Annotated in this window: 20 protein-coding genes; 12 read left to right on the forward strand and 8 right to left on the reverse strand. The window is 70.2% G+C overall.

Annotated elements, in window-relative coordinates:
• Positions 1–49 precede the first annotated feature (49 nt).
• Positions 50–772, forward strand: coding sequence for a 50S ribosomal protein L1 (rplA, locus tag ACXJKB_RS04310; RefSeq protein WP_191194465.1), 723 nt, complete (start codon positions 50–52; stop codon positions 770–772).
• Between the two features lie 174 nt (positions 773–946).
• Complete coding sequence (locus ACXJKB_RS04315) at positions 947–1,804, forward strand: hypothetical protein (RefSeq protein ID WP_457185747.1); 858 nt, start codon at positions 947–949, stop codon at positions 1,802–1,804.
• Positions 1,805–1,831: 27 nt separating this feature from the next.
• Here the strand turns inward: ACXJKB_RS04315 and ACXJKB_RS04320 are convergent, their stop codons facing one another.
• Complete coding sequence (locus ACXJKB_RS04320; protein WP_457185749.1) at positions 1,832–2,821, reverse strand: DnaB-like helicase C-terminal domain-containing protein; 990 nt, start codon at positions 2,819–2,821, stop codon at positions 1,832–1,834.
• A gap of 286 nt (positions 2,822–3,107) precedes the next feature.
• Between ACXJKB_RS04320 and rplJ the strand changes: the two genes are divergently transcribed.
• From rplJ to ACXJKB_RS04335, 3 genes are all read left to right on the forward strand, one after another.
• On the forward strand, positions 3,108–3,773 hold the full coding sequence (gene rplJ, locus ACXJKB_RS04325) for a 50S ribosomal protein L10 (RefSeq protein WP_191194468.1): 666 nt from the start codon (positions 3,108–3,110) through the stop codon (positions 3,771–3,773).
• A gap of 76 nt (positions 3,774–3,849) precedes the next feature.
• Positions 3,850–4,242, forward strand: a complete 393-nt coding sequence (rplL, locus tag ACXJKB_RS04330; RefSeq protein ID WP_457185752.1) for a 50S ribosomal protein L7/L12 — start codon at positions 3,850–3,852, stop codon at positions 4,240–4,242.
• 167 nt (positions 4,243–4,409) lie between these two features.
• A complete protein-coding gene (locus ACXJKB_RS04335) occupies positions 4,410–5,255 on the forward strand; it encodes a methylenetetrahydrofolate reductase (RefSeq protein ID WP_457185754.1) in 846 nt (281 codons plus the stop codon).
• On the opposite strand, the gene ACXJKB_RS04340 is transcribed toward ACXJKB_RS04335, so the two are convergent.
• The 5 genes from ACXJKB_RS04340 to ACXJKB_RS04360 form a co-directional block, all read right to left on the reverse strand.
• Positions 5,252–5,827 carry a DUF1638 domain-containing protein gene (locus tag ACXJKB_RS04340; RefSeq protein ID WP_457185756.1) on the reverse strand — a complete coding sequence of 192 codons (576 nt, stop codon included), beginning with the start codon at positions 5,825–5,827 and terminating at the stop codon, positions 5,252–5,254. The genes ACXJKB_RS04335 and ACXJKB_RS04340 overlap by 4 nt on opposite strands.
• A gap of 19 nt (positions 5,828–5,846) precedes the next feature.
• Positions 5,847–7,835, reverse strand: coding sequence for an ASKHA domain-containing protein (locus ACXJKB_RS04345; RefSeq protein WP_457185758.1), 1,989 nt, complete (start codon positions 7,833–7,835; stop codon positions 5,847–5,849).
• Between the two features lie 87 nt (positions 7,836–7,922).
• Complete coding sequence (locus ACXJKB_RS04350) at positions 7,923–8,804, reverse strand: dihydropteroate synthase (RefSeq protein ID WP_457185760.1); 882 nt, start codon at positions 8,802–8,804, stop codon at positions 7,923–7,925.
• Positions 8,805–8,853: 49 nt separating this feature from the next.
• Positions 8,854–9,519 (reverse strand): corrinoid protein, encoded by a 666-nt coding sequence (locus ACXJKB_RS04355; RefSeq protein WP_457185761.1) that lies wholly within the window; start codon positions 9,517–9,519, stop codon positions 8,854–8,856.
• Complete coding sequence (locus ACXJKB_RS04360) at positions 9,516–10,313, reverse strand: IclR family transcriptional regulator (protein WP_300049513.1); 798 nt, start codon at positions 10,311–10,313, stop codon at positions 9,516–9,518. Before ACXJKB_RS04360 ends, ACXJKB_RS04355 begins: the two co-directional genes overlap by 4 nt.
• A 50-nt stretch (positions 10,314–10,363) precedes the next feature.
• Between ACXJKB_RS04360 and ACXJKB_RS04365 the strand changes: the two genes are divergently transcribed.
• Complete coding sequence (locus tag ACXJKB_RS04365; protein ID WP_457185764.1) at positions 10,364–11,890, forward strand: trimethylamine methyltransferase family protein; 1,527 nt, start codon at positions 10,364–10,366, stop codon at positions 11,888–11,890.
• 401 nt (positions 11,891–12,291) lie between these two features.
• On the opposite strand, the gene ACXJKB_RS04370 is transcribed toward ACXJKB_RS04365, so the two are convergent.
• Together ACXJKB_RS04370 and purU are read right to left on the reverse strand one after the other, a co-directional pair.
• Positions 12,292–13,971 carry a formate--tetrahydrofolate ligase gene (locus ACXJKB_RS04370; protein ID WP_457185766.1) on the reverse strand — a complete coding sequence of 560 codons (1,680 nt, stop codon included), beginning with the start codon at positions 13,969–13,971 and terminating at the stop codon, positions 12,292–12,294.
• 29 nt (positions 13,972–14,000) lie between these two features.
• Positions 14,001–14,849 (reverse strand): formyltetrahydrofolate deformylase, encoded by an 849-nt coding sequence (gene purU, locus ACXJKB_RS04375; RefSeq protein ID WP_457185768.1) that lies wholly within the window; start codon positions 14,847–14,849, stop codon positions 14,001–14,003.
• A gap of 75 nt (positions 14,850–14,924) precedes the next feature.
• Here purU and ACXJKB_RS04380 point away from each other — a divergent pair, with 75 nt between their 5' ends.
• The 6 genes from ACXJKB_RS04380 to ACXJKB_RS04405 all read left to right on the forward strand — a co-directional run bounded on the left by ACXJKB_RS04380 (position 14,925) and on the right by ACXJKB_RS04405 (position 23,228).
• Entirely contained in the window at positions 14,925–15,707 is a 783-nt protein-coding gene (locus tag ACXJKB_RS04380) for an IclR family transcriptional regulator (RefSeq protein WP_457185769.1), read from the forward strand.
• A gap of 120 nt (positions 15,708–15,827) precedes the next feature.
• A complete protein-coding gene (locus tag ACXJKB_RS04385) occupies positions 15,828–17,297 on the forward strand; it encodes an aldehyde dehydrogenase family protein (protein ID WP_457185771.1) in 1,470 nt (489 codons plus the stop codon).
• 10 nt (positions 17,298–17,307) lie between these two features.
• Complete coding sequence (gene betA, locus ACXJKB_RS04390) at positions 17,308–19,032, forward strand: choline dehydrogenase (RefSeq protein ID WP_457185773.1); 1,725 nt, start codon at positions 17,308–17,310, stop codon at positions 19,030–19,032.
• On the forward strand, positions 19,029–20,099 hold the full coding sequence (locus tag ACXJKB_RS04395; protein ID WP_457185775.1) for a quaternary amine ABC transporter ATP-binding protein: 1,071 nt from the start codon (positions 19,029–19,031) through the stop codon (positions 20,097–20,099). The genes betA and ACXJKB_RS04395 overlap by 4 nt, the downstream gene beginning before the upstream one ends.
• Positions 20,096–22,177 carry an ABC transporter permease gene (locus ACXJKB_RS04400; RefSeq protein ID WP_457185777.1) on the forward strand — a complete coding sequence of 694 codons (2,082 nt, stop codon included), beginning with the start codon at positions 20,096–20,098 and terminating at the stop codon, positions 22,175–22,177. The genes ACXJKB_RS04395 and ACXJKB_RS04400 overlap by 4 nt, the downstream gene beginning before the upstream one ends.
• Positions 22,178–22,238: 61 nt before the next feature.
• The gene (locus ACXJKB_RS04405; RefSeq protein WP_457185779.1) at positions 22,239–23,228 is read left to right on the forward strand and encodes an ABC transporter substrate-binding protein; all 990 of its coding nucleotides are present in this window, start codon (positions 22,239–22,241) and stop codon (positions 23,226–23,228) included.
• The last annotated feature ends 112 nt before the right edge of the window (positions 23,229–23,340 follow it).

A 23,340-nucleotide genomic window follows, 5' to 3' on the forward strand; every position in this document is an offset into this window, starting at 1 on the left:
CGCGCTGGCTCGCTGACCACATCCTTCGCACCACAGAAACGAGAAGACTATGCAGCGCAGCAAGACCTACCGCGCGGCCGCCGAGACGTTCGACATGGACGAGCTCTACGCGCCGCTGGCCGCCATCAAGATCGCCAAGGGTGGCTCCAAGAAGAAGTTCGACGAGACCCTCGACGTCGTCATGCGCCTGGGTGTCGACCCGCGCAAGGCCGACCAGATGGTCCGCGGCACCGTCAACCTCCCGCACGGCACCGGCAAGACCGCCCGTGTCCTCGTGTTCGCCAACGCCGACAAGGCCGACGCTGCCCGTGAGGCCGGCGCCGAGTTCGTCGGTGGCGACGAGCTGATCGAGAAGGTCGCCGGCGGCTGGCTCGACTTCGACGCCGTCGTCGCGACGCCCGACATGATGGGCAAGGTCGGCCGTCTCGGTCGCGTCCTCGGCCCGCGCTCGCTCATGCCGAACCCGAAGACCGGCACGGTGACCCCCGACGTCGCCAAGGCCGTCACGGACATCAAGGGCGGCAAGATCGAGTTCCGCGTCGACCGCCACTCGAACCTGCACTTCATCATCGGCAAGGCATCCTTCTCCGAGGCCCAGCTCGCGGAGAACTACGCCGCCGCCCTCGAGGAGGTGCTGCGTCTCAAGCCGGCCAGCTCCAAGGGCCGCTACATCAAGAAGATCACCGTCTCCACGACGATGGGCCCCGGCATCCAGGTCGACCCCAACCGCGTGAAGAACGTCGCGTCGGAGGACGAGGCCGTCCAGGCCTGATCCACCACGCACCGCTCGGCCCGGTCGCCCCTCGGGGGCGGCCGGGCCGTTCTGCGTCCCGACCGCGTGCCCTCCTGCCGTTTGGCTGCGGGGCCATCGGGTAGAACGTCAGTGGCACACGTGCCCGCAGACAGCCCCGTACAACCGTCGCACCACTCGTCCCAGGAGACACACATGCGCGTCCCGTCCCTCGCCCGCCGCCTCGGCTCCGCCGCCCTGGTGCTGACCATGGGGGTCGGGCTCGCCGCGTGCAGCGACGACTCCGGTTCCACCGACTCCTCGAGCTCGGCCACGGACGAGAGCACCGATGACGCCACGACGACCAACGACGGCGCCGACGAGAGCGAGGCGCCGGCTGAGGCCTCGCTCGCCGAGCTCTCCGCCGACGACTTCTACCCGGCGGTCATGGACGCGATGCGCGAGGCGGAGACCTTCGCCTTCGAGACCACCTCGGGCTCTGCCGGCCAGACCCAGACCATGACGGGCGAGGCCCGCTTCGGCGACGACGGCGTCGAGATGAAGGCCTCCAGCACCGGCGCCCAGGCCATGGAGATGATCCTGGTCGGCAAGGCGATGTACATGAAGTCGCCGGAGCTCGGCACGGGCGACAAGTGGCTCAAGATCGACCTGAGCGACCCGAACTCGCTCTTCGGGATGATCGGCAAGGCGACCGACCCCGAGGTCATGTTCAAGGCCATGGAAGCGCCGAAGAAGCTCGAGCTCGTGGGAGCCGAGGACGTCGACGGGGTCGAGACCAACCACTACCGGATCACCCTCGACCCGAATCAGTACCTCAAGGCCATGGAGTTCCCGGCCGCGATGGCCGACATGCTGCCCGACGAGCTGGTGACCGAGATGTGGGTCGACGCCGACGACCTGCCGCGCAAGTTCACGCAGACCATGGAGATCCCGGCGGCGGGCGGCGGCAAGCCGACCACCACGACCACCGAGGGCTCCTACTCCGACTTCGGCACCGACGTCGAGATCGAGGCGCCCCCGACCAGCGAGGTCACCGAGCAGCCCGGGATGTGAGCGACGGCGGGCGGGTCGCCCGGGAGATCAGTCCCGGAAGACCCGCTCGTCGATCAGCTGCTCCTTGACCTCCGCGCCCTCGGGCTCGTAGCGGCCCTGGTCGAAGCGGGTGCGGTACTGCAGCACCGCCCCGTCGCGACCGAAGCGGTTCTTCTCGAGCGTCAGGACGGCATACTCCCGGAACCGCTCGGCGTTGCCGAGGTCGTAGGTCAGGTGGTGGCGCGCGACGATGTCGAACTTGTTGTTGAGCACCAGCACGATGTCGGCCTCGTAGGCCAGGGCGCTCGACCCGCGCAGGTCGTTGGCGCGCATCCGCTTGCCCGAGCGCAGGGCGTCCTTCTCGGCCGCGGCGATCGCGAGGATCGGGGCGCCGATGTCGATGGCGAGGTCCTTGAGGCCCTCGACGATCTCGGTGGTGCTGGACTCCTCGTCGGGGTGGCTCGACTTCACCTTCTGCAGGTAGTCGACGATCACGAGCGGCGTCGAGCCCGACAGCTCGCGCACCGCCACGATCGCGGCCTGGATCGCGGCGAGGTCGGTGCGCGAGCCGGTCGAGCGGTGCACGAAGAGCATCTCGGAGTACTGCGCGACCCGGGTCAGCGCCTCGACGCCGGCGGGGACCGACTCGAGGCGGTGCTCGAGCGAGCTCACCCAGAGGTCGTCGAAGATCGACCGGATGCTGGTGATCCGCACCTGGTCGGAGTCGTCGAGCTCGCCCGCCTCCATGGCGATGAGCTTCTGCGTCAGGTCCTCGGCGTCGTGCTCGTAGGAGAAGTAGAGGACCGGGCGGCCGGTGGCGGCGTTGTTGCGGGCGACCTGCAGCGCGAACGTCGACTTGCCGAGGCCCTGCGGCCCGGCGAGCAGCACGAGGGAACCGGCGCGCATCCCGCCGCCGATCATGGGGTCGAGGCCCCCGAAGCCGGTCTTCCAGAGGCGTCCGGCGGCGTTGCGTCCGGTGAGCATGCGTTCGTCGCTGCGGGCCAGGGAGGCACCGACGGTCATGAGCTGGTGATCCACGGGGCCATTGCACCAGTCTTGGGCGACCGGCGTAGGAGGATTGACCGGTTTGCAGGCCGGCTCCGCCGATTTGTCTGGTCCGCACCCCGGCGCGTACTGTTCCATCTCGAAACCAGAGACCGCAGGTTGTCACGAGCTCCTCGCCCGTGACTGAAGGTTCGCAGCAGCGGACGGCCGGCGCAGGATTTCAGAGCAGCGGCCTTCGCCGCATCCACGCCCTGAGCCTGTGCTCAGGGCGTTCGTCATTGTGGGCCGGACGCCGGTGGTCAACCCCGGAAGGAGACCCATGGCGCGGGCAGAAAAGACTGCCGCCGTCGCGGAGATCGTTGACTCGTTCAACGACTCGGCCGGCGCTGTACTGACCGAGTACCGCGGGCTCACCGTGAAGCAGCTGCAGGACCTGCGGCGTGCCCTCGGCGAGAACGCCAACTATGCCGTGGTCAAGAACACGCTGGCCAAGATCGCCGCCACCGAGGTGGGCATCGAAGGCTTCGACGACCTGCTGACCGGCCCCACCGCCATCGCCTTCATCAATGGAGACGTGGTCGAGGCCGCCAAGGGTCTGCGTGACTTTGCCAAGGCGAACCCCGCCCTTGTGATCAAGGGTGGAGTCCTGGACGGCAAGCCGCTCGACGCTGCCGAGGTGGCCAAGCTGGCCGACCTCGAGTCGCGCGAGGTGCTGATGGGCAAGCTGGCGGGCGCCATGCTCGCGAGCCTCTCCCAGGCCGTCTACCTGCTCAACGCGCCGATCGCCCAGGCCGCCCGTCTCGCGGGTGCGCTCCAGGCCAAGGCCGAGCAGGACCCCTCGATCCTCGCAGGTGGTGCCGGTACGCCGGCTGCTCCGGCTGCCGAGGACGCCCCGGTCGAGGAGGCCCCCTCTTCGGAGGAGGCCGCCGAGCCCGAGGCGACCGACGAGGCAGCCGAGCCGGCCGCCGAGTCCACCGACGCCTGACCAGGCCGACGTACACCACCTGAAACCCGGCGCAGTCGCACACCGCGACAGCGCCACAGACGAAAGGTTTGCCATCATGGCGAAGCTCAGCACCGACGAGCTCCTTGACGCGTTCAAGGAGATGACCCTCATCGAGCTCTCCGAGTTCGTGAAGCAGTTCGAGGACACCTTCGGCGTGACCGCCGCTGCCCCCGTCGCCGTGGCCGCCGCCCCGGCCGCCGGTGGTGCCGCTGGTGGCGACGCCGCCGCGGAGGAGAAGACCGACTTCGAGGTCGTCCTCGAGGCCGCCGGCGACAAGAAGATCAACGTCATCAAGGAGGTGCGCGCCCTGACCTCCCTCGGCCTGAAGGAGGCCAAGGACCTGGTCGAGGCCGCGCCCAAGACGATCCTCGAGGGTGTCGACAAGGCTGCCGCGGACAAGGCCAAGGAGGCCCTCGAGGCCGCCGGCGCCACCGTCACCGTTAAGTGACGACCTGCTGGCCCTTGGGCTAGCACCCGCTGCTCCGCAGCAACCGTCGAAGGGCGGTCACCCCGGTCCGGGGTGGCCGCCCTTCGTCATGCGCGCGTCCCTTCTCCTGCGGTCCTCGGACCATTACAGTGAGCACTTCTGATGCGTATCATGAGATGAGTTGCTCCATGCGCAACAAGCGATCGGCCGCCACGCTCATCCGGCTCCTCGAGCACGCTCGCTACGAGGTCCTGCCGACAGCCTCGACCGAGGAGAAGGTGCTCGAGCACCTGCCCCGCGACCGCGTGGTCACGGTGACGGCATCGCCGGGCAAGGGCCTGGAGGCGACCTTCGACCTCGCCGAGCGCCTCACCGGGCACGGCTACGTCGTGGTGCCCCACCTCGCGGCCAGGATGGTCACCGGCCGGACCGAGCTGCAGGAGATCGCGGACCGGCTCGTCGGCAAGGGCATCAGCCGGGTCTTCGTGCCCGGTGGCGACGCCGAACCGGCGGGCGACTATCCCGACGCGCTCGCGCTGCTGCAGGACCTCCGCGAGATCGGGTCACCGTTCGCCCACGTCGGCATCACCGGCTACCCCGAGTCCCACCCGACGATCAACGACGACCTCACCGTCCAGTCGATGTGGGACAAGCGGCACTACGCCACCCACATCGTCAGCAACCTGACCTTCGACCCCACCCTCGTCCGCGACTGGATCCGCCGGCTCCGCAACCGCGGTGTGGCCATGCCGCTGCTGCTCGGCATCCCGGGGCCGGTCGAGCGCGCCAAGCTGCTCGGCATGGCCACCCGCATCGGGGTGGGGGAGTCGACCAAGTTCCTCGCCAAGAACAAGGGGCTGTTCGCCCGGCTCGCGGCACCCGGCGGGTTCACCGGCGAGAGCTTCCTGGAGAAGTGCGCACCGGCCCTGGGCGAGGAGGGTGCCCTCGTCGAGGGCCTCCACGTCTTCACCTTCAACCAGATCGGCGAGACCGAGGCCTGGCGCACCGACCTGCTCCGTCGGCTCGGCGACTAGCGCACGAGGTCGGCGAGCGCCTGCTCGAGGCCGTGGTCGCCCGTCGCCACCACGGTGAGCGGCAGCCCGAGGCTCTCCGCCGCGTCGGCGGCCTGGGCGCGGAGCTCCTCGTCGGGCTCCTGGGCCAACCAGACGACGCGCGTGTAGTGGCCGAAGTAGGTGTCGCGGAGCTCGGGGTGGCGGTCGAGGCCCAGCTCCTGGATGACGGTGCGGTCGAACGACCGGACGAGGAAGTCGGTCAGGAGGTAGGTGCCCGGCTGCTCGTCGAAGAACCGCTCGAGGCGCGACTGCCCGGCGAAGACGTCGTAGCAGTGCAGCCCCGGAAGCCGCTGGATCCCGAGGTCGTCGCAGACGCCGTCGAGGGCGCCGTACGTCCCGCAGTCGGCGTAGCCGACGACGACGCGACCGTAGGACGGCCCCAGCCTGGCGGCCAGTGCGCGCACCTGGTCGGCGATCCGGTCCGGGTGGTTGTGCAGGAGCGGGGGAAGGGGGTGGACGTCGACGGGCCAGCCGCGCCGCGCGACGACCGCGGCCGCCGGCTGGGCGATCGCGCCGCACGCGATCAGCGCCACGCGGCCCTCAGGGACTGCCTCAGGGATTGAACGAGAGCTGGTCGACGAAGGCGTCGTTGAAGCCGGGACGGTCGGAGAGCTCGACATAGGTCACCTCCTCGAGCAGCGCCCGCGCCCCGGCCCGCTCGCGCACCGAGAGGAGCGCCATCTTGGCGCCCTCGCCGGCCACGTTGCCCGCGGCAACGATCCGCAGGACGGGCAGGCGGGGGACCAGGCCGATGCGGACGGCCGATGCGGGGGAGAGGTAGCTGCCGAACGAGCCCGCGAGGAGCACCTGCTGCACGTCGCCGTGCTCGAGGCCGAGCTCCTCGAGGAGCAGGGACCAGCCGGTGGAGATGGCCGCCTTGGCGAACTGCAGCTCGCGCACGTCGCGCTGGGAGAGGTAGACGCACTCGGCGGTCTCGGCGTCGGGTGTGGGCCGGTGCAGGATGAACACCCGCTCCTCGCCGATCCTCGACATCCGGTCGGCGAGGGCGGGGGCGATGTCCTTGGCGTCCTCCTCGGGCACCAGCCGCCCCGTGGCGTCGAGGAGACCGACGCGGACGAGCTCGGCGACCGCGTCGACCAGGCCGGAGCCGCACAGGCCCCGGGGCTCGACGTCGCCGATGACCTGCAGCGTGACGGCGGCGTCCTCGCCCTCGGCGTGGGGGTCGACCTTGACGACCTCGATGGCGCCGTCGGCGGCCCGCATGCCGCACCGGATGGCCCCGCCCTCGAACGCCGGACCGGCGGGCGCGGCCGTGGACAGGATGGTCTCCCCGTCGCTGAGCACGATCTCGCAGTTGGTGCCGACGTCGATGAACAGCCGGGTGCGCTTGTCACGGTCCATCCCGCTGGCGAGCATGCCCGCGACGATGTCGCCACCGACGTAGGCGCCGAGGGCGGGAAAGAGGAAGGCGCGCGCCCGCGGGTGCAGGCTCAGGCCCAGCTCGGAGGCGAGGACCGACGGCGGCTGCGCGGCCGACATCACGAACGGCGCGACGCCGAGCGGCTCCGGGTCGATGCCGAGCACGAGGGCCGTCATCGTCGCGTTGCCGGCGACGGCCACCTCGTAGACGTGGGCGGGGTCCACCCCGGCCTCGCGGCACACTTCCGCCGCCAGCGAGGACAGCGTGCTGCCGGCGAGCTGCTGGAGGCGCCCGAGGGCCCCGGGATCCATCATCGTGGCGCTGATCCGGGTGATGACGTCGCCGCCGAAGGGCTGCTGGGCGTTGAGGGCCGAGGCGACGGCAAGCGGGGTGCCGGTGCCGACGTCGAGGAGCGTGCCGACGACCGTCGTGGTGCCGAGGTCGAACGCGATGGCGTAGCGCGCACCCGTGGTGTCGCCGGGCTCGACGTCGACGAGCGCCTCGTCGAGGATCACCGCGGTGACCTTGAAGTCGGCCGCGCGCAGCACCGTGGACAGCCGTCGCAGCACGTGGAGGTCGGCAGTGAGCTCGAGGTCGTCGATGGCGTCGGTGAGGCGTACGAGGTCGGTGCGCTGGTCGGCGAGCGTGGCCTCGTCGAGCTCCACGTAACGCTTCTGGAGGGCCGGGCGCAGGATCACCTGACGCCCGATGCCGACGGTCGCGGCCTTGGGCCTGGTGGTCAGCGGAGGGACCTCGACGGCGAGGTCGCGGGTCGCGTGGAGCAGGCAGCCGAGGCGCCAGCCCTCGGCGAGCTGCGCCGCGGTGAAGGTGCGCACGTCGTGGCGGGTGATCGGGGTCCCGGTGTCGGAGGTGACGCGGATCCGGCACTTGTGGCACGTGCCGTGGCCGCCGCAGGTGGAGTCGATCGCGATGCCGTTCCACGACGCGGCGTCGAAGACGGTCACCCCGGGCGGCACGCGGACGTCACGCAGCGCCGGGGGGACCTCCGCCCCGTCCTCGGCCTTGGTCATGACGGTGAACGCGAGGGCGACCCGGCCGGTCCCGTCGTGGGCTGCGGGCTCGACGCCCGGCCTCTCGATGAGGCCCTCGCGGGCCACGTCGGCGAGCGAGAAGTCGGGCCCGTCGGTAGGCCCGCTCATGGCGCTGCCCGGTGGGCTGGAGTCACGGGGTCCCCGCGGCGTTGTCCGGGGGAGCGCAGCGGCGGAGGAGAACGTCGTGGGGTGTCTTCACGCTCGCTCGGCCTCCTGCTTCGCCCGGTGCGCGGTGATCCACGCCATGCCCCAGTCGTCGTGGCCGAGGAACACGTCGGCCGCCTTGACCGCCTCGACGACGTGGGGCGTGCGGGCGTCCATGATCGCGCTCGTCAGCCCCGAGGTCATCGCCATGGGGAGCCAGGTGCCGTTGAGGGTGTGCCGGCCCGGCATCCCGAAGGAGACGTTGGAGGCGCCGCAGGTCATGTTGACGCCGAAGTCGTCGCGGATGCGTCGCATCACCTCGAAGGTCACCAGGCTCGTGCTGGTGTCGGCCCCGATGGGCATGGCCAGGGGGTCGATGACGATGTCGGCCTGCGCGATGCCGTACTCCTGCGTGGCGACGCGGACGATCTTGCCGGTGAGCTCGACGCGCTTGTCGGCCTCCATCGGGATCTCGTCGTGGTCGTTGGGCAGGGCGATGATCGCCGCGTCGTACTTCTTGACCAGCGGGAGGATCGCCGCCATGCGGTCGTCCTCGGCGGTGATCGAGTTGACCAGCGCACGGCCCTGGTAGACCGAGAGGCCGGCCTCGAGCGCCTCGACGACCGAGGAGTCGATGCAGATCGGAAGGTCGGTCAGCTCCTGGACCATCTGGATCGCCTTGGCCAGCAGCTCGGGCTCGTCGGTGAGCGGGACGCCCATGTTGATGTCGAGCACGTCGGCGCCGCCCTCGACCTGCGCCTTGACGTCGCGCTCGATCGCCGAGAGATCGCCGTCGCGGAGCTGCTGCTGGAAGATGCGGCGCCCGGTGGGGTTGATCCGCTCGCCGATGAGGGTGAAGCGCGTGTCGTGCCCGATGACCACCTCGCGGGTGGCCGAACGCAGGACCGTGCGCAGCGGCTCGGCGGGGCTCATTCGGGGTCCCTGTGCGAAGCGCAGCGAAGCGAGCATTCGGATGGGGTGTTCACGCGGGGACCTTGGTGCGCTTGGCCTCGATCAGGCTCTTGGCGCGCTTGACGGTCTGGGAGGCGTCGGCGGCGTAGCCGTCGGCACCGACCGCGTCGGCGTACTCCTGGGTGACGGGTGCGCCGCCGACCATCACGATCACCTCGTTGCGGATGCCGGCCTTCTCGAGGGCGTTCATGTTGGCCTTGAACATCGGCATGGTGGTGGTGAGGAACGCCGAGAAGCCGACGATGTCGGGCTGGTGCTCCTCGATCGCCGCCACGAACTTCTCCGGGGCCACCTGCACGCCGAGGTCGATCACCTCGAAGCCGGCGCCCTCGAGCATGATGTTGACGAGGTTCTTGCCGATGTCGTGGACGTCGCCCTTCACCGTCCCCATCAGGAACTTGCCGACGGTCGCCACGCCCGTCTCGGCCAGCAACGGCCGGAGCCGCTCCATCGCGCCGGCCATGGCGCGCCCGGCGATGAGCATCTCCGGCACGAAGAAGTCACCGCGCTCGAACCGCGCACCGACCTCCTCCAGCGAGGGGATCAGGGCGTCGAAGAGCAGCGTCTGCGGCTCCATGTCGAGGCCGAGGCCCTCGTTGGTCAGCTCGAGCACACGCGGGGCGTTGCCCACGAGGGTCTCGTCGTAGAGGGCCTGAAGGATGTCCTCGGGGGTCATGCGACCACCTCCTGGGTGCGGGCAGCTCGGTGTGCGGGGTCGGTGTGGGCGGGACCGCGAAGCAGCGTGGACAGCGCGGTGGACTGGTCGAGCAGGTGGCGTCCGAGCTCGTCGAGCCGCTCGGCCAACCGGGCCGTGGGGCCCGAGATCCCGAGCGAGGCGACGACGTCGCCGCGGAGGCCGAAGACCGGGACGGCGATGCCGGTGAGCCCGATCTCCAGCTCGTCCTCGGTGACGGTCCAGCCCCGGTCGCGGGCGCGCCGGCCGTCACGGCGTACGGCGTCGGCATCCGGCAGCGTCGCCGGGGTGAGCTGCTCCAGCTCGCCCTCGGGGAGGTCGAGCGCGCCCCAGGCGAGGAGCACCTTGCCGAGCGCGGAGCAGTGGGCGGGGACGTCGATCTCGGTCCAGTCGCGGGTGCCGAGGAGGTAGGTCGAGTCGATCTGGGCGACCTGGACCACGCGGTCGCCACGGGCGACGCTGAGGTGGACCGTCTCTCCCGTGTCGGAGCCGATGCGCTCCATGACCGGGCGGGCCAGCCGGACCAGCTCGTCCCACGGGTCGTGCCGTGCGGCGTAGAGCCAGAACAACCGGCCGGCGACGTAGGAGCCGGAGCCGACGCGCTCCAGCAGCCCCGACCGCTCGAGGGCGGCGAGCAGCCGCGAGGTCGTCGACTTCGCCAGCCCGCTCGCGTCCTGGAGCTCGGCGAAGGACATCGGCTCGTCGGCGTGGACGACCGTCGCGACGAGGTCGGCGGCGCGGTCCAGTGCTCGCGTCCCGGTGGCGGACTCGCTCACGGACGGCTCCTTCGGTCGAGGGGTTCACAGGCGTTCCATGATGTGGAACCGTGGTTCCACATCATGAGGCTAGAAGCCGCCGCGAGCCGAGGTCAAGGGGTCAGCGGAGTCGAGCCGCGAGCGACCCAGGAGGTCCCGTGTTCCGCAACGCGATGCCGCGCTACGAAGTTCTGTCCCAGGAGGCGATGGCCACCCTCGACAAGGGGTGGCGACGGCTGATGACCGAGATCGGCGTCGAGTTCATGGACGACCGCGCGCTCGAGCTGTTCCGCAAGGCCGGCCAGCGGGTCGAGGACAACACGGTCTTCCTCGATCCCGACTTCGTCCTCGAGCAGGTCGCCAAGGCGCCGCGCGAGTTCGACGTGCAGGCCCGCAACCACGACAACGACATCCACATCGGCGGCGACTCGATGGCGTTCGGCGCGGTCTACGGTCCGCCGTTCGTGCGCCAGGGCGACGTACGACGCGACGCGACGATGGACGACTTCCGGAACTTCACCAAGCTCGCCCAGTCGTTCGCGGTGCTCGACTCGGCCGGCGGCGTCATCTGCGAGCCCAACGACACTCCGCTCGACAGCCGGCACCTCGACATGACCTACGCGCTCCAGACGCTGACCGACAAGATCTACATGGGCAACGTGGTCTCGGGGGTCAACGCCGCCGACACCATCGCGATGAGCTCGATCCTCTTCGGGTCCCGCGAGGCGATCGAGGAGACCCCGGCGACGATCTCGCTGATCAACTGCAACTCGCCCCTGCGCTGGGACGACCGGATGCTCGAGGCGCAGTTCGAGTACTCCGGTGCCGGCCAGCCCGTCGTGCTGACGCCGTTCATCCTGATGGGCGCGATGTCGCCGGTGACCATCCCGGCGGCCCTGGTGCAGCAGATCGTCGAGGCCCTGTCGGGCATCGCGCTGTCCCAGCTGATCCGTCCCGGGACCCCGGTGATCTTCGGGTCGTTCCTGTCCAACATCGACATGCAGTCGGGCTCGCCGACCTTCGGCACCCCGGAGTCCGGCATCGGCCTGCTCTGCACCGGCCAGATCGCGCGGCACTTCGGGCTGCCGTTCCGCACCGGTGGCGGCCTGACCTCCTCGCAGGTGGCCGACGCGCAGGCCGGCTACGAGGCGCTGATGACCCTGATGCCGACCTTCCTCGCCGGCGCCAACTGGGTGATGCACTCCGCCGGCTGGCTCGAGGGCGGCCTGGTGGCGGGCTACGAGAAGTTCATCGTCGACATCGAGCTGCTCCAGATGCTGCGCCACGAGTTCACCCCGCTCGAGATCGACGAGGCCTCGATGGCCTTCGACGCGCACCAGGAGGTCGGCCACGGTGGCCACTTCCTCGGCGCGATGCACACGATGGAGCGCTTCCGCACCTGCTTCTACCGGCCGCTGCTGTCGTCGTCGGAGAACTACGAGCGCTGGATGCGCAACGGCGGGCACGACGCCAACCACCGCGCCCAGGTCACGTACCAGAAGACGCTCGAGGACTACGAGCAGCCCGCGCTCGACGACGCGATCCGCGAGGAGCTCGAGGACTACGTCATCCGCCGGCGCGCCGAGCTCGGCGACTGACCGCCGCCGCGGGCGGTTCCCGTCGTGCCATCTGCCCCGCCCAGACGCACGCACGGGGTGGCGGCACATCACACGGATCAACGGCCGAGGGCCGCGATCTGCCGCCACCGTGGGCGAGCCGAAGGCAAGGGGGACGCCGCGAGCCGTTGGGGAACCATCGGCGCGTCCGAGGGGCGGCCAAGGGTGTCAATGGTTCCCCAGCTACAGCGGTTGTATGTCGTGTGGGCTCGCTGCCCCGGTCTCGTGACAGGACTTCGTCCTTCCTCGACCAGCGCTGGTCGAGCCGGCGCGTCGGACGACCACAAGTCGGACGCGCATGCGGGGCGTACACGTGGGTAGGCGGACGACAGCCACTTCTGGTCGTCCGACGCGCCGCGGCTGCGGGGCGATGACCAGCGGGGTCAGCTGAGGCCGAGGATCGTCCCGTCGTCGGCGAGGTCGATGCGCGCGGCCGAGGGGTCCCGGGGCAGGCCCGGCATGGTCATCATGTCGCCGCAGACCACCACGACGAAGCCGGCGCCGGCGGAGAGGCGTACCTCGCGCACGTGCAGCTCGTGACCCGAGGGCGCGCCCAGTGACGTGGGGTCGGTCGAGAAGGAGTACTGGGTCTTGGCGACGCAGACCGGGAGCCCGGCGTAGCCGTCGCGCTCGATGCGCAGCAGCCTGCGGCGGGCCTTGGCGTCCCACGTGACCAGCCCGGCGCCGTAGAGCCGGGTGGCGATCGCCTCCACCTTGGCCGTCAGCGAGAGGTCGTCGTCGTAGGTGAAGGAGAACTCGTACGGCGACGGCTCCGCGAGCGAGGCGAGCACGCCCTCGGCGAGGTCCTTCGCACCGTTGCCGCCGTCGACGAAGTGCGTGGCGGGGAAGGCGCGGACGCCCTCCTCGGCCACGAGCTCGACCACCCTGGCCACCTCCCGGTCGGTGTCGGTGGGGAAGCGGTTGACCGCGACGACGGCGGGGATGCCGTAGACGTCGCGGATGTTGGCGAGGTGGCGGCGCAGGTTGACCATGCCGGCCTCGACCGCGGCGACGTCCTCGGTGCCGAGGTCCGCGAGCGGCACGCCGCCGTGGTACTTCAGGGCGCGCACCGTCGCGACCACGACGGCCACGTCGGGCCGCAGGCCGGACTTGCGGCACTTGATGTCGACGAACTTCTCCGCCCCCAGATCGGCGCCGAAGCCGGCCTCGGTCACGACGATGTCGGCCAGCCGTAGTCCCGCGCGGGTCGCCATCACCGAGCTGCAGCCGTGGGCGATGTTGGCGAACGGGCCGCCGTGCACGAAGGCAGGGGCCCCCTCGAGCGTCTGCACGAGGTTGGGCGCCAGCGCGTCGCGGAGCAGGGCCGCCATCGCGCCGTGTGCACCCAGGTCGCGCGCGGTGACGGGCTTCGTCGAGCGGTCGTAGCCGATGACGATGTCGCCGATGCGGCGCTTGAGGTCGGCCCAGGACTCGGTCAGGCAGAAGATCGCCATCAGCTCGGAGGCCACCACGATGTCGAAGCCGTCCTCGCGGGGGAAGCCGTTGGCGTGGCCGCCCATCGCCACGACGACCTCGCGCAGGGCGCGGTCGTTGGTGTCGAGCACGCGCTTCCACGTCACGCTGCGGACGTCGATGTCGAGCTCGTTGCCGTGGTGGACGTGGTTGTCGATGAGGGCCGCGAGCAGGTTGTTGGCCGCGGCGATCGCGGCGAAGTCGCCGGTGAAGTGCAGGTTGATGTCGGTCATCGGCACGACCTGGCTCCAACCGCCGCCGGCCGCACCGCCCTTCATGCCGAAGACGGGCCCCATGGACGGCTCGCGCAGGCAGGCGACCGTCCGGTGGCCCAGGCCGTGGAGCGCGTCGGTGAGCCCGACGGTGGTGGTCGTCTTGCCCTCGCCCGGCGGGGTCGGGGACAGCGCGGTGACCAGGACCAGCTTGCCGAGGGGGCGGTCGGCCAGGGAGGTGAGGTAGCCGATGTCGACCTTCGCCTTGTAGTGGCCGTAGGGCACGAGGTGGTCCTCGCCGATCCCGAGCGTCTCGTCCGCGATCTCGCGGATGGGCCGCAGGACGGCGGCGTTGGCGATCTCGATGTCGGACTGCATGGTGCTCCTTCGGGTGGTTGCCAACGGGGTCAGCGGAAGACGACGGTGCGATCGCCGTTGAGCAGGACACGTGACTGCGCGTGCCAGCGCACGGCGCGGGACAGGACCTGTGCCTCCACGTCGCGTCCTGCCGCGACGAGCTGGTCCTGGTCGTAGCCGTGGTCCACGCGCAGGACGTCCTGCTCGATGATCGGTCCCTCGTCGAGGTCGGCGGTGACGTAGTGCGCCGTCGCGCCCACCAGCTTGACCCCGCGGTCGAAGGCCTGGTGGTAGGGCCGGGCGCCCTTGAAGCTCGGCAGGAACGAGTGGTGGATGTTGATCGCGCGCCCGGACAGCCGTCGGCACAGGTCGTCGGACAGCACCTGCATGTAGCGGGCCAGCACGACGAGGTCGCTTCCCGTGGAGTCCACGATCTCCATGAGCTGGTCCTCGGCGTCGGACTTGGTCGCCGACGTCACGGGGACGTGGTGGAAGTCGATGCCGTACGACCGGACGAGCGGACCGGCGTCGGGGTGGTTGGAGACGACGGCCGGGATCTCGATCTGCACCGCCCCCGTGCTGGCGCGGAAGAGCAGGTCGTTGAGGCAGTGCAGGTGCTTCGACACCATGATGAGCGTCCGGTAGGGCGCGTCCGCCGCCCACAGCTCGAAGTGCATGCCGAACCTCTGGGCGGTGTCGGCGAACGCCTCGCGCAGGGGAGCGGGGTCGGTCGGGGTGGCGGTGGTGAAGGAGATCCGCATGAAGAAGCGGCTGGTCAGCCGGTCGCCGAACTGCTGGCTCTCGACGATGTTGGCGCCGTGCTCGACGAGGTAGCCGCTGACGGCGTGGACGATCCCCGGACGGTCGGGGCAGGACAGGGTCAGGACGAAGTCGCTCACGCCGCCTCCGATCAATGTTGCGCTTGACGAAACAGAGTTTGCGATACGCAACAGCTGCTGCGCTAGTGTCGCGTCATGCGCAACAGCGACGAGACGCGCTCCGGAGGCGGCGGCGTCCAGTCCGTCGACCGTGCGCTGAGCATCCTGGAGGTGCTGGCGCGCACCGGCGAGGCCGGGGTCACCGAGATCGCGAGCCAGCTCGGCGTCCACAAGAGCACGGCGTTCCGCCTGATGGCGACCCTCGAGTCGCACCGCCTGGTCGAGCAGACGGGTGACCGCGGGCGCTACCGGCTCGGTGTCGGCATCCTCCGCCTGGCCGGCGCCACCACGGCGCGGCTCGACCTCGTGCAGGAGGCGCGTCCGATCTGCCGTCAGCTCGCTGCCGACACCGGCGAGACGGTCAACGTCGCGGTGCTCGCCGACGGGTCCGCGCTCTACCTCGACCAGGTGGCCGGCACCTCGGCCCTGCAGCCCCACAACTGGGTCGGCCAGCACATCCCGCTGCACGCGACCAGCAACGGCAAGGTCCTCCTGAGCGGCCTCGACGAGGCGGAGCTCGAGCAGGCGCTCGGCGCGCTGACGACGTACACCGCCCAGACGATCACCGGGCTCCCGCAGCTGCGCGACGAGCTCGCCCGGGTCCGCGACCAGGGCTATGCCGTCGCGATCGATGAGCTCGAGGTCGGGCTGACGGCCGTGGCGGCCCCGGTCCGCAACGCCCACGGGGACGTGGTGGCCTCGATGAGCGTGTCGGGACCGTCCTTCCGCCTCGGTCCGGACCGGATCGAGGAGGTCATCGCCCTGCTCGAGGAAGCCGCCGGTGAGGTGTCGCACCGGCTCGGCTGGGGTCATCGATAGTCGGCACGTGAACCGCTTGGCCCTTGACGACCACGGGTCGTCGCAGGATCCTGCGAACGTGGCTGGTTGCGCTCGGAGCACCCGGTTGCGACATACGCAACAATTGCCCGAGGTGGTCTGATGCCAGAGCTGTACGTCGACGGAGCGTGGACGAGCGCTGTCGCGGGTGGTCGACGCGAGATCCGGTGCCCCGCGGACGGCTCGCTGGTGGCCGAGGTCGACGAGGCCGGGGCGGAGGACACCGACGCCGCGATCGCCGCGGCGCACCAGGCGTTCCACGACGGCGACTGGCCGACCACGTCCGGTCGTGATCGCGGCGACCTGCTCCTGCGCCTGGCCGACCTCCTCGAGCGCGACGCCGACGACGTGGCCCGCATGGAGTCGCTCGACACCGGGAAGCGCTTCGTCGAGAGCCAGTACGACGTCGCCGACGTCGTCTCGGTCTTCCGCCACTACGGGCGGGTGGCTGCCGAGGACGCCGGCCGCGTCGTCGACACCGGGAACCCCGACGTGGTCAGCCGCATCGTCCACGAGCCGATCGGCGTGTGCGGACTCATCACGCCGTGGAACTACCCGCTCCTCCAGGTCTCGTGGAAGGTCGCGCCCTGCCTCGCGGCGGGCAACACCTTCGTCCTCAAGCCCAGCGAGCTGACGCCGCACTCCGCGATCCACCTGATGCGCCTCCTGGAGGAGGCCGGCCTGCCCGCGGGCGTCGGCAACCTCGTGCTGGGGGCCGGCGCGAGCGCGGGCGCCTCGCTCTCCTCGGACCCGCGCGTCGACCTGGTCTCGTTCACCGGCGGGCTGGAGACGGGCCGGGCGATCATGGCGACCGCCGCGGCGACGGTGAAGAAGGTGGCCCTGGAGCTGGGCGGCAAGAACCCCAACATCGTCTTCGCGGACGCCGACCTCGAGGTCGCCCTCGACTTCGCGCTGACCGCGGTCTTCCTGCACTCCGGCCAGGTGTGCTCCGCGGGCGCCCGGCTGCTGGTCGAGGAGTCGATCCACGACTCCTTCGTCGACACCCTCGTCGAGCGGGCGGGCGCGATCCGGTTGGGCGGCCCGTTCGACGACAAGGCCGAGTCCGGCCCGCTGACCAGTGCCGCCCACCGCGACAAGGTGGAGGCGTACGTCGCCCGCGGGCTCGCCGAGGGAGCGGAGCTGCGGCTCGGGGGAGCGCGCCCCGACGACCCCGCCCTGAGCGACGGCTTCTACTACCTCCCGACGATCCTCGACGCCTGCACGACCGGCATGGCGGTCACCCAGGACGAGTCCTTCGGCCCGGTGCTGACCGTGGAGACGTTCCGCGACGAGGACGAGGCGGTGCGCATCGCCAACGACTCGATCTACGGCCTGGCCGGGGCCGTCTGGACCCAGGACGCCGGCCGGGCGCAGCGCGTGGCCGGACGGCTGCGCATGGGGACGGTGTGGATCAACGACTACCACCCGTACGTCCCCCAGGCCGAGTGGGGCGGCTACAAGCAGTCCGGCACCGGGCGCGAGCTCGGGCAGGCCGGCCTCGACGAGTACCGCGAGACCAAGCACGTGTGGCACAACATCCGCCCCGTGCCGCAGCGCTGGTTCGGCGGATAGGGCGACGACCATGGGAGCGGACCGGTACGACGTCGTCATCGTGGGAGGTGGCTCGGCCGGGTGCGCGCTCGCCAACCGGCTCTCCGCCGATCCCTCCACCTCGGTGCTGGTGCTGGAGGCGGGACGCACCGACCGGTTCGACCCGCTGATCCACGCCCCGGCGGCCCTGCCGTTCCCGATCGGCAACCCGCTCTACGACTGGAAGTACGAGAGCGAGCCGGAGCCGGCGATGGACGGTCGGAGGATCTACCACGCCCGCGGCAAGGTGCTCGGCGGGTCGTCGTCGATCAACGGGATGATCTTCCAGCGCGGCAACCCGATGGACTACGAGCGATGGGCCCGCGAGCCCGGCATGGAGTCCTGGGACTACCGGCACTGCCTGCCCTACTTCAAGCGGATGGAGTCGCTCGTCCTGCCCGACGGGCAGGTCGGGGCCGACGCGTGGCGCGGCGGGTCGGGGCCGCTGAAGCTGGAGCGGAGCCCGGCCACCAACCCGCTCTTCAATGCGTTCTTCGAGGCGGCCCAGCAGGCCGGCTATCCCCTGACCGACGACGTCAACGGCTACCGCCAGGAGGGCTTCGGGCGCTTCGACCGCAACATCGTCAAGGGCGTGCGGATGTCCGCGGCCCGCGCCTACCTGCACCCGGTGATGAAGCGCAAGAACCTCACCGTCGAGACGTTCGCCCACGCCACGCGGATCCGCTTCGAGGGCCGCCGGGCCGTCGGCGTCGACTACCTCCGCGCCGGCCGACGGCACGAGCAGGTCCGGGCGGGCGAGGTCATCCTGTGCGGCGGCGCGATCAACTCCCCGCAGCTGCTGCAGCTCTCGGGCGTCGGCAACCCCGAGCACCTCCGCCCACTCGGGGTGGAGATGGTCCACGACCTTCCCGGCGTGGGGGAGAACCTGCAGGACCACCTCGAGGTCTACATCCAGTACTCCTCGCTGATGCCCGTCTCCATCGTGGAGGGCCTCAAGTGGCGCAACCGACCTCTGGTCGGGCTCGAGTGGCTGTTCAAGCGGACCGGTACCGCGGCCTCCAACCACTTCGAGGGCGGCGGCTTCTGCCGGTCCAACGAGGACGTCGACTGGCCCAACCTGATGTTCCACTTCCTGCCCATCGCGATCCGCTACGACGGCTCGGCGCCGGCCGGGCAGGACAAGTACGCCCACGGCTACCAGGTCCACATCGGCCCGATGTACGCCGACACCCGCGGCTGGGTGCGCATCTCCTCCACGGACCCGCGGCAGAAGCCGAAGATGCTCTTCAACTACCTGTCCACCGACAACGACCGGCGCGAGTGGGTCGAGGCGGTGAGGGTGGCGCGCGACATCCTCAACCAGCCCGCCTTCGCGCCGTTCAACGGCGGCGAGCTCTCGCCCGGGCCGGTGGTGGGGACCGACGAGGAGATCCTCGACTGGGTGCGCAAGGACGCCGAGACCGCGCTCCACCCCTCGTGCACCGCGAAGATGGGCACCGACGACATGTCGGTCACCGACCCCACCAGCATGCGCGTGCACGGCACCGAGGGCCTGAGGGTCGTCGACGCCAGCGTCTTCCCCTTCGTCACCAACGGCAACATCTACGCCCCCGTGATGATGGTCGCCGAGAAGGCGGCCGACCTGATCGCGGGCAACACGCCGCTGCCGCCCGCCGACGTCCCGTACTACCGCCACCGTGACGGCGTGCCGCTGTACCCGCCCGGCGACCCCCGCAACGACCAGGAGCAGCCATGAGCACCACGACCGACCGGGCGACCGGAACCAGCGCGGCCAGCGACGAGTCGGCGCTGTCGGTGCACAACCTCTGGAAGATCTTCGGCAAGGGCGCGGACTCCATCATCGGCACGGCTGACGCCGACCTGTCGCGCGCCGACCTCAAGGCCAAGACGGGATGCGTCGTCGGGGTCAAGGACGTGTCCTTCGACGTCGCCCCGGGCGAGGTGTTCGTGGTCATGGGCCTCTCCGGGTCCGGCAAGTCGACGCTGGTGCGCCTGCTGACGCGACTCATCGAGCCGACGAGCGGCTCGGTGTCGCTCAACGGCATGGACGTCACGTCCGCCTCTCCTGGTCAGCTGCGCGACGTCCGCCGCAACCAGGTGTCGATGGTCTTCCAGCACTTCGGCCTGCTGCCCCACCGCCAGGTGATCGACAACGTCGCCTACGGCCTCGAGGTGCGCGGCGTCGCCAAGAAGGACCGCCGCGCGAAGGCCGGCGAGATCGTCGACCTCGTCGGCCTGACCGGCTACGAGAAGTCCTATCCCGACCAGCTCTCCGGCGGCATGCAGCAGCGGGTCGGCCTGGCCCGGGCCCTGGCGGGCGACCCGGAGATGCTGCTCTTCGACGAGCCGTTCTCCGCGCTCGACCCGCTCATCCGGCGCGACATGCAGAACGAGGTCATCCGCCTGCACCGCGAGCTCGGCAAGACGATGGTGTTCATCACCCACGACCTCGCCGAGGCGCTCAAGCTCGGTGACCGGATCCTCATCATGCGCGACGGCGCCATCGTCCAGATCGGCTCGCCCGACGAGGTCGTCGCGCGGCCGGCCGACGACTACGTCAAGGACTTCGTCTCCGAGGTGCCCAAGTCGCACGTGCTGACCCTGAAGTGGGTGATGCGCGAGCCGCGGCCAGGTGAGTCCCTCGAGGGCCCTGCGCTGCCGATCACCACGATCGTCCGGCAGGCCGCCCGGGCCGCCATCGCGTCGGAGCACCCGATCCGCGTGATGGACGGCGACCAGATGGTGGGCGTCGTCGACGAGGAGGACATCATGCGCGTGGTCGTGGCCGAGGAGGAGTCGTGACCGCCACCGCCCCGGCCCCCGCCGCCCGCAAGCCCGTCGAGCCCGGGGCCGAGCCGCCGCCCCCGGAGCGCGCGTCGGTCAGCCGCTGGATCCCGGCCGTCGTGATCGTCGCCGTCTGGATCGTCGTCTACTTCCTCACCGAGGGCACCGACACCCTGGCCCTGCCCGGCGTCGCGCGCACCGACCTGCACGACCGGCTCACCGAGTTCAACAACGACCTCCTCGCGAGTCGCGACACCAACCCGATCATGCAGTTCACCAACTCGATCTCCGACCTGTTGCGCAGTGTCTTCGAGTGGGTGCAGCGGATGGTCGTCGTGCCGAACCCGCCCCGCCCCGTGCCCGAGATCGGCTGGCTGGGCGTCGTGGCGATCGCGACGTACGTCGGCCTCGTGATCGCCAACTGGCGTATCGCGATCCTGGTCTGCCTCTCGTTCCTCTCCTTCGGCGTCCTCGGCTTCTGGCAGGACTCGCTCGACCTCCTCATCGTCACCGGCATCTCGGTGGCGATCGTGATCCTCCTCGGGATGCCGCTGGCGGTCCTGGTCGGCACGAGCGCGCGGGCCAACAAGGTGATCACCGTGGTCCTCGACCTGATGCAGACGATGCCGACGTTCGTCTACCTGCTGCCGGTCGTGCTGTTCTTCGGCATCGGGGTGAGCGCGGCCGTCGTGAGCACGATGATCTACGCCCTCCCGCCGCTCGTCCGGATTGCCGGCTTCGGGATCCGGGAGGTCCCGACGACCACGATCGAGGCCACCGACTCGGCTGGCCAGACCTACTGGCAGCGGTTGTTCAAGGTGCAGCTGCCGATGGCCCGCAAGACCATCATCGTGGGCCTCAACCAGACCACGCTGGCGGCGTTGTCGATGGCCACCCTGGCGGCCTTCGTCAACGGCCCGGGTCTCGGCAAGCCCGTCCTGGCCGGCCTGCGGATCAACGACGTCGGGGCTGCGTTCGTCCCGGGCGTGCTGATCGTGGTCATGGCCGTCATGCTCGACCGGACGACGACGGCGGCCAGCGAGCGGTCCGAGAAGGTGGCCCGCGGCGGCGGCGGCGGCAACGTCAAGCAGCGGCGCATCCTCCTCGCTGCTGGCGGCGTCGGCACCCTCGTCGCCGTCTACCTCTCGCGCACCTACATCGGGCTCGCCGAGTTCCCCGTCTACACGATCGGCGACAAGCTGGCCACCGTCGTCAACGACGTCATGGACTGGGTCACCAGCACCTTCGGCGGGGTCACCGGCGCGTTCAAGGACTACGTGACCGAGTGGCTGCTCAACCCGATGCAGTCACTCCTGGCGGAGTCGCCCTGGTACGTCTCCTTCATTGGGATCGCCGCGCTCGCGTTGGTCTTCGGCGGTGCCCGGGCGTTCGTGTCCGCCCTCGTGTGCCTGACCGGCATCTGGTTCTTCGACCTGTGGCACGACGCCATGATCACCCTCACCATGACGCTGGTCGCCACCGTGCTGGTGATGATCCTGGCCCTGGTCTTCGGGGTCTGGATGGCCCGCGACCGCAAGGTCGACCTCGGCATCAGACCCCTGCTCGACGCAGGGCAGACGATCCCGCCGTTCGTCTACCTGATCCCGGTGCTCGCCCTCTTCGGACCGTCCCGCTTCACCGCGATCGTCGCGGGCGTCGTGTACGCCGCACCCGCCGCGATCAAGCTGGTGGCCGACGGCGTCAAGGGGGTCTCTCCGACCACCATCGAGGCGGGCCGCTCGACCGGCCAGACGACGTGGCAGGAGATCAGCAAGGTCCAGCTGCCGATGGCCAAGGGCTCACTCGTCCTCGCCACCAACCAGGGCCTGCTCTACGTGCTGTCCATGACCGTGATCGGCGGCCTCGTCGGCGCCGGCGCGCTCGGCTACGACGTCGTCTACGGCTTCTCGCGCAGCGAGGCGTGGGGCAAGGGCCTGGCCGCGGGCATCACCATCGTGCTGCTCGGCGTGATGCTCGACCGGATCACCCGGGCTGCTGCCGACGTACGTCGTGACGACGGGGCCGGGCCGCGGCGGGCGTTCCACACGCGACTGCCCATCGGCTTCCCCGGCGACCGGAAGGTCGTCGAGACCTGACGCCCGCGAGACCGGAGACCCCAACGATGTGCCGATCCACCACCAGATGAGGAGAACCACCATGAGAACTGCCCGCAGCCGGGCTGCGCGACTCGGGGCAGTAGCCGCCGTCGCCACGCTCGCTCTCTCCGCCTGCGGCGGAGGTTCGATCGACGAGCAGACCAAGGCCAACGAGTCGCAGGCCGCCGAGGGTGGTGGCGAGTGCGGTGACCTCAACATGGCCGTGAACCCGTGGGTCGGCTACGAGGCCAGCGCCTACGTCGTCGGCACGGTCGCCGAGCAGGAGCTCGGCTGCTCGGTCGAGTACAAGGAGCTCAAGGAGGACGTCTCGTGGCAGGGCTTCGGCACCGGGGAGGTCGACGTCGTCATCGAGGACTGGGGTCACCCCGACCTTGAGAAGAAGTTCTTCGCCGAGCAGGGCGACGGGACCGCGACGGACTTCGGCCCGCAGGGCAACGTCGGCATCATCGGATGGTTCGTCCCGCCGTGGCTCGCCGAGGAGCACCCGGACATCCTCGACTACAAGAACCTCAACAAGTACGCCCAGGAGTTCGCGACGTCGGAGTCCGGCGGCCAGGGCCAGTTCCTCGGTGCCGACCCGTCCTACGTGCAGTTCGACGAGGCGATCGTGAGCAACCTCGACCTGGACTTCAAGGTCGTCTTCTCCGGGTCGGAGGCCGCCTCGATCGAGGCGTTCCGCAAGGCCGAGGAGAACAAGGAGTGGGTCATCGGCTACTGGTACGAGCCGCAGTACTTCAACGCCGAGGTGGCGATGCAGCGCGTCGCCCTCCCGCCGTACGAGGACGGCTGCCAGGACGACCCGCAGACGGTCGCCTGCGACTACCCGGAGACCGAGCTGAAGAAGATCGTCAGCACCGAGTGGTCCGAGGGCGACTCCACCGCCGTCGACCTGGTGCAGAACTTCACCTGGACCAACGAGGACCAGAACGTCGTGGCCGGCTACATCGCGTCCGACGGCATGTCCCCCGAGGACGCGGCCGCCAAGTGGGTCGACGAGAACCAGGACAAGGTGGACGCCTGGCTCGGCTGACGCTGTTCGGTGGCCCTCCTCCGTGCGACCCTTGACAGTCGCTTGGGGGAGGGTCATCGTACGTTCGTTGCAGGTCACGCACTAGGTTGCGCAAGACGCAACCGGATGGGTA

Source organism: Nocardioides sp. P5_E3 (assembly GCF_054049275.1).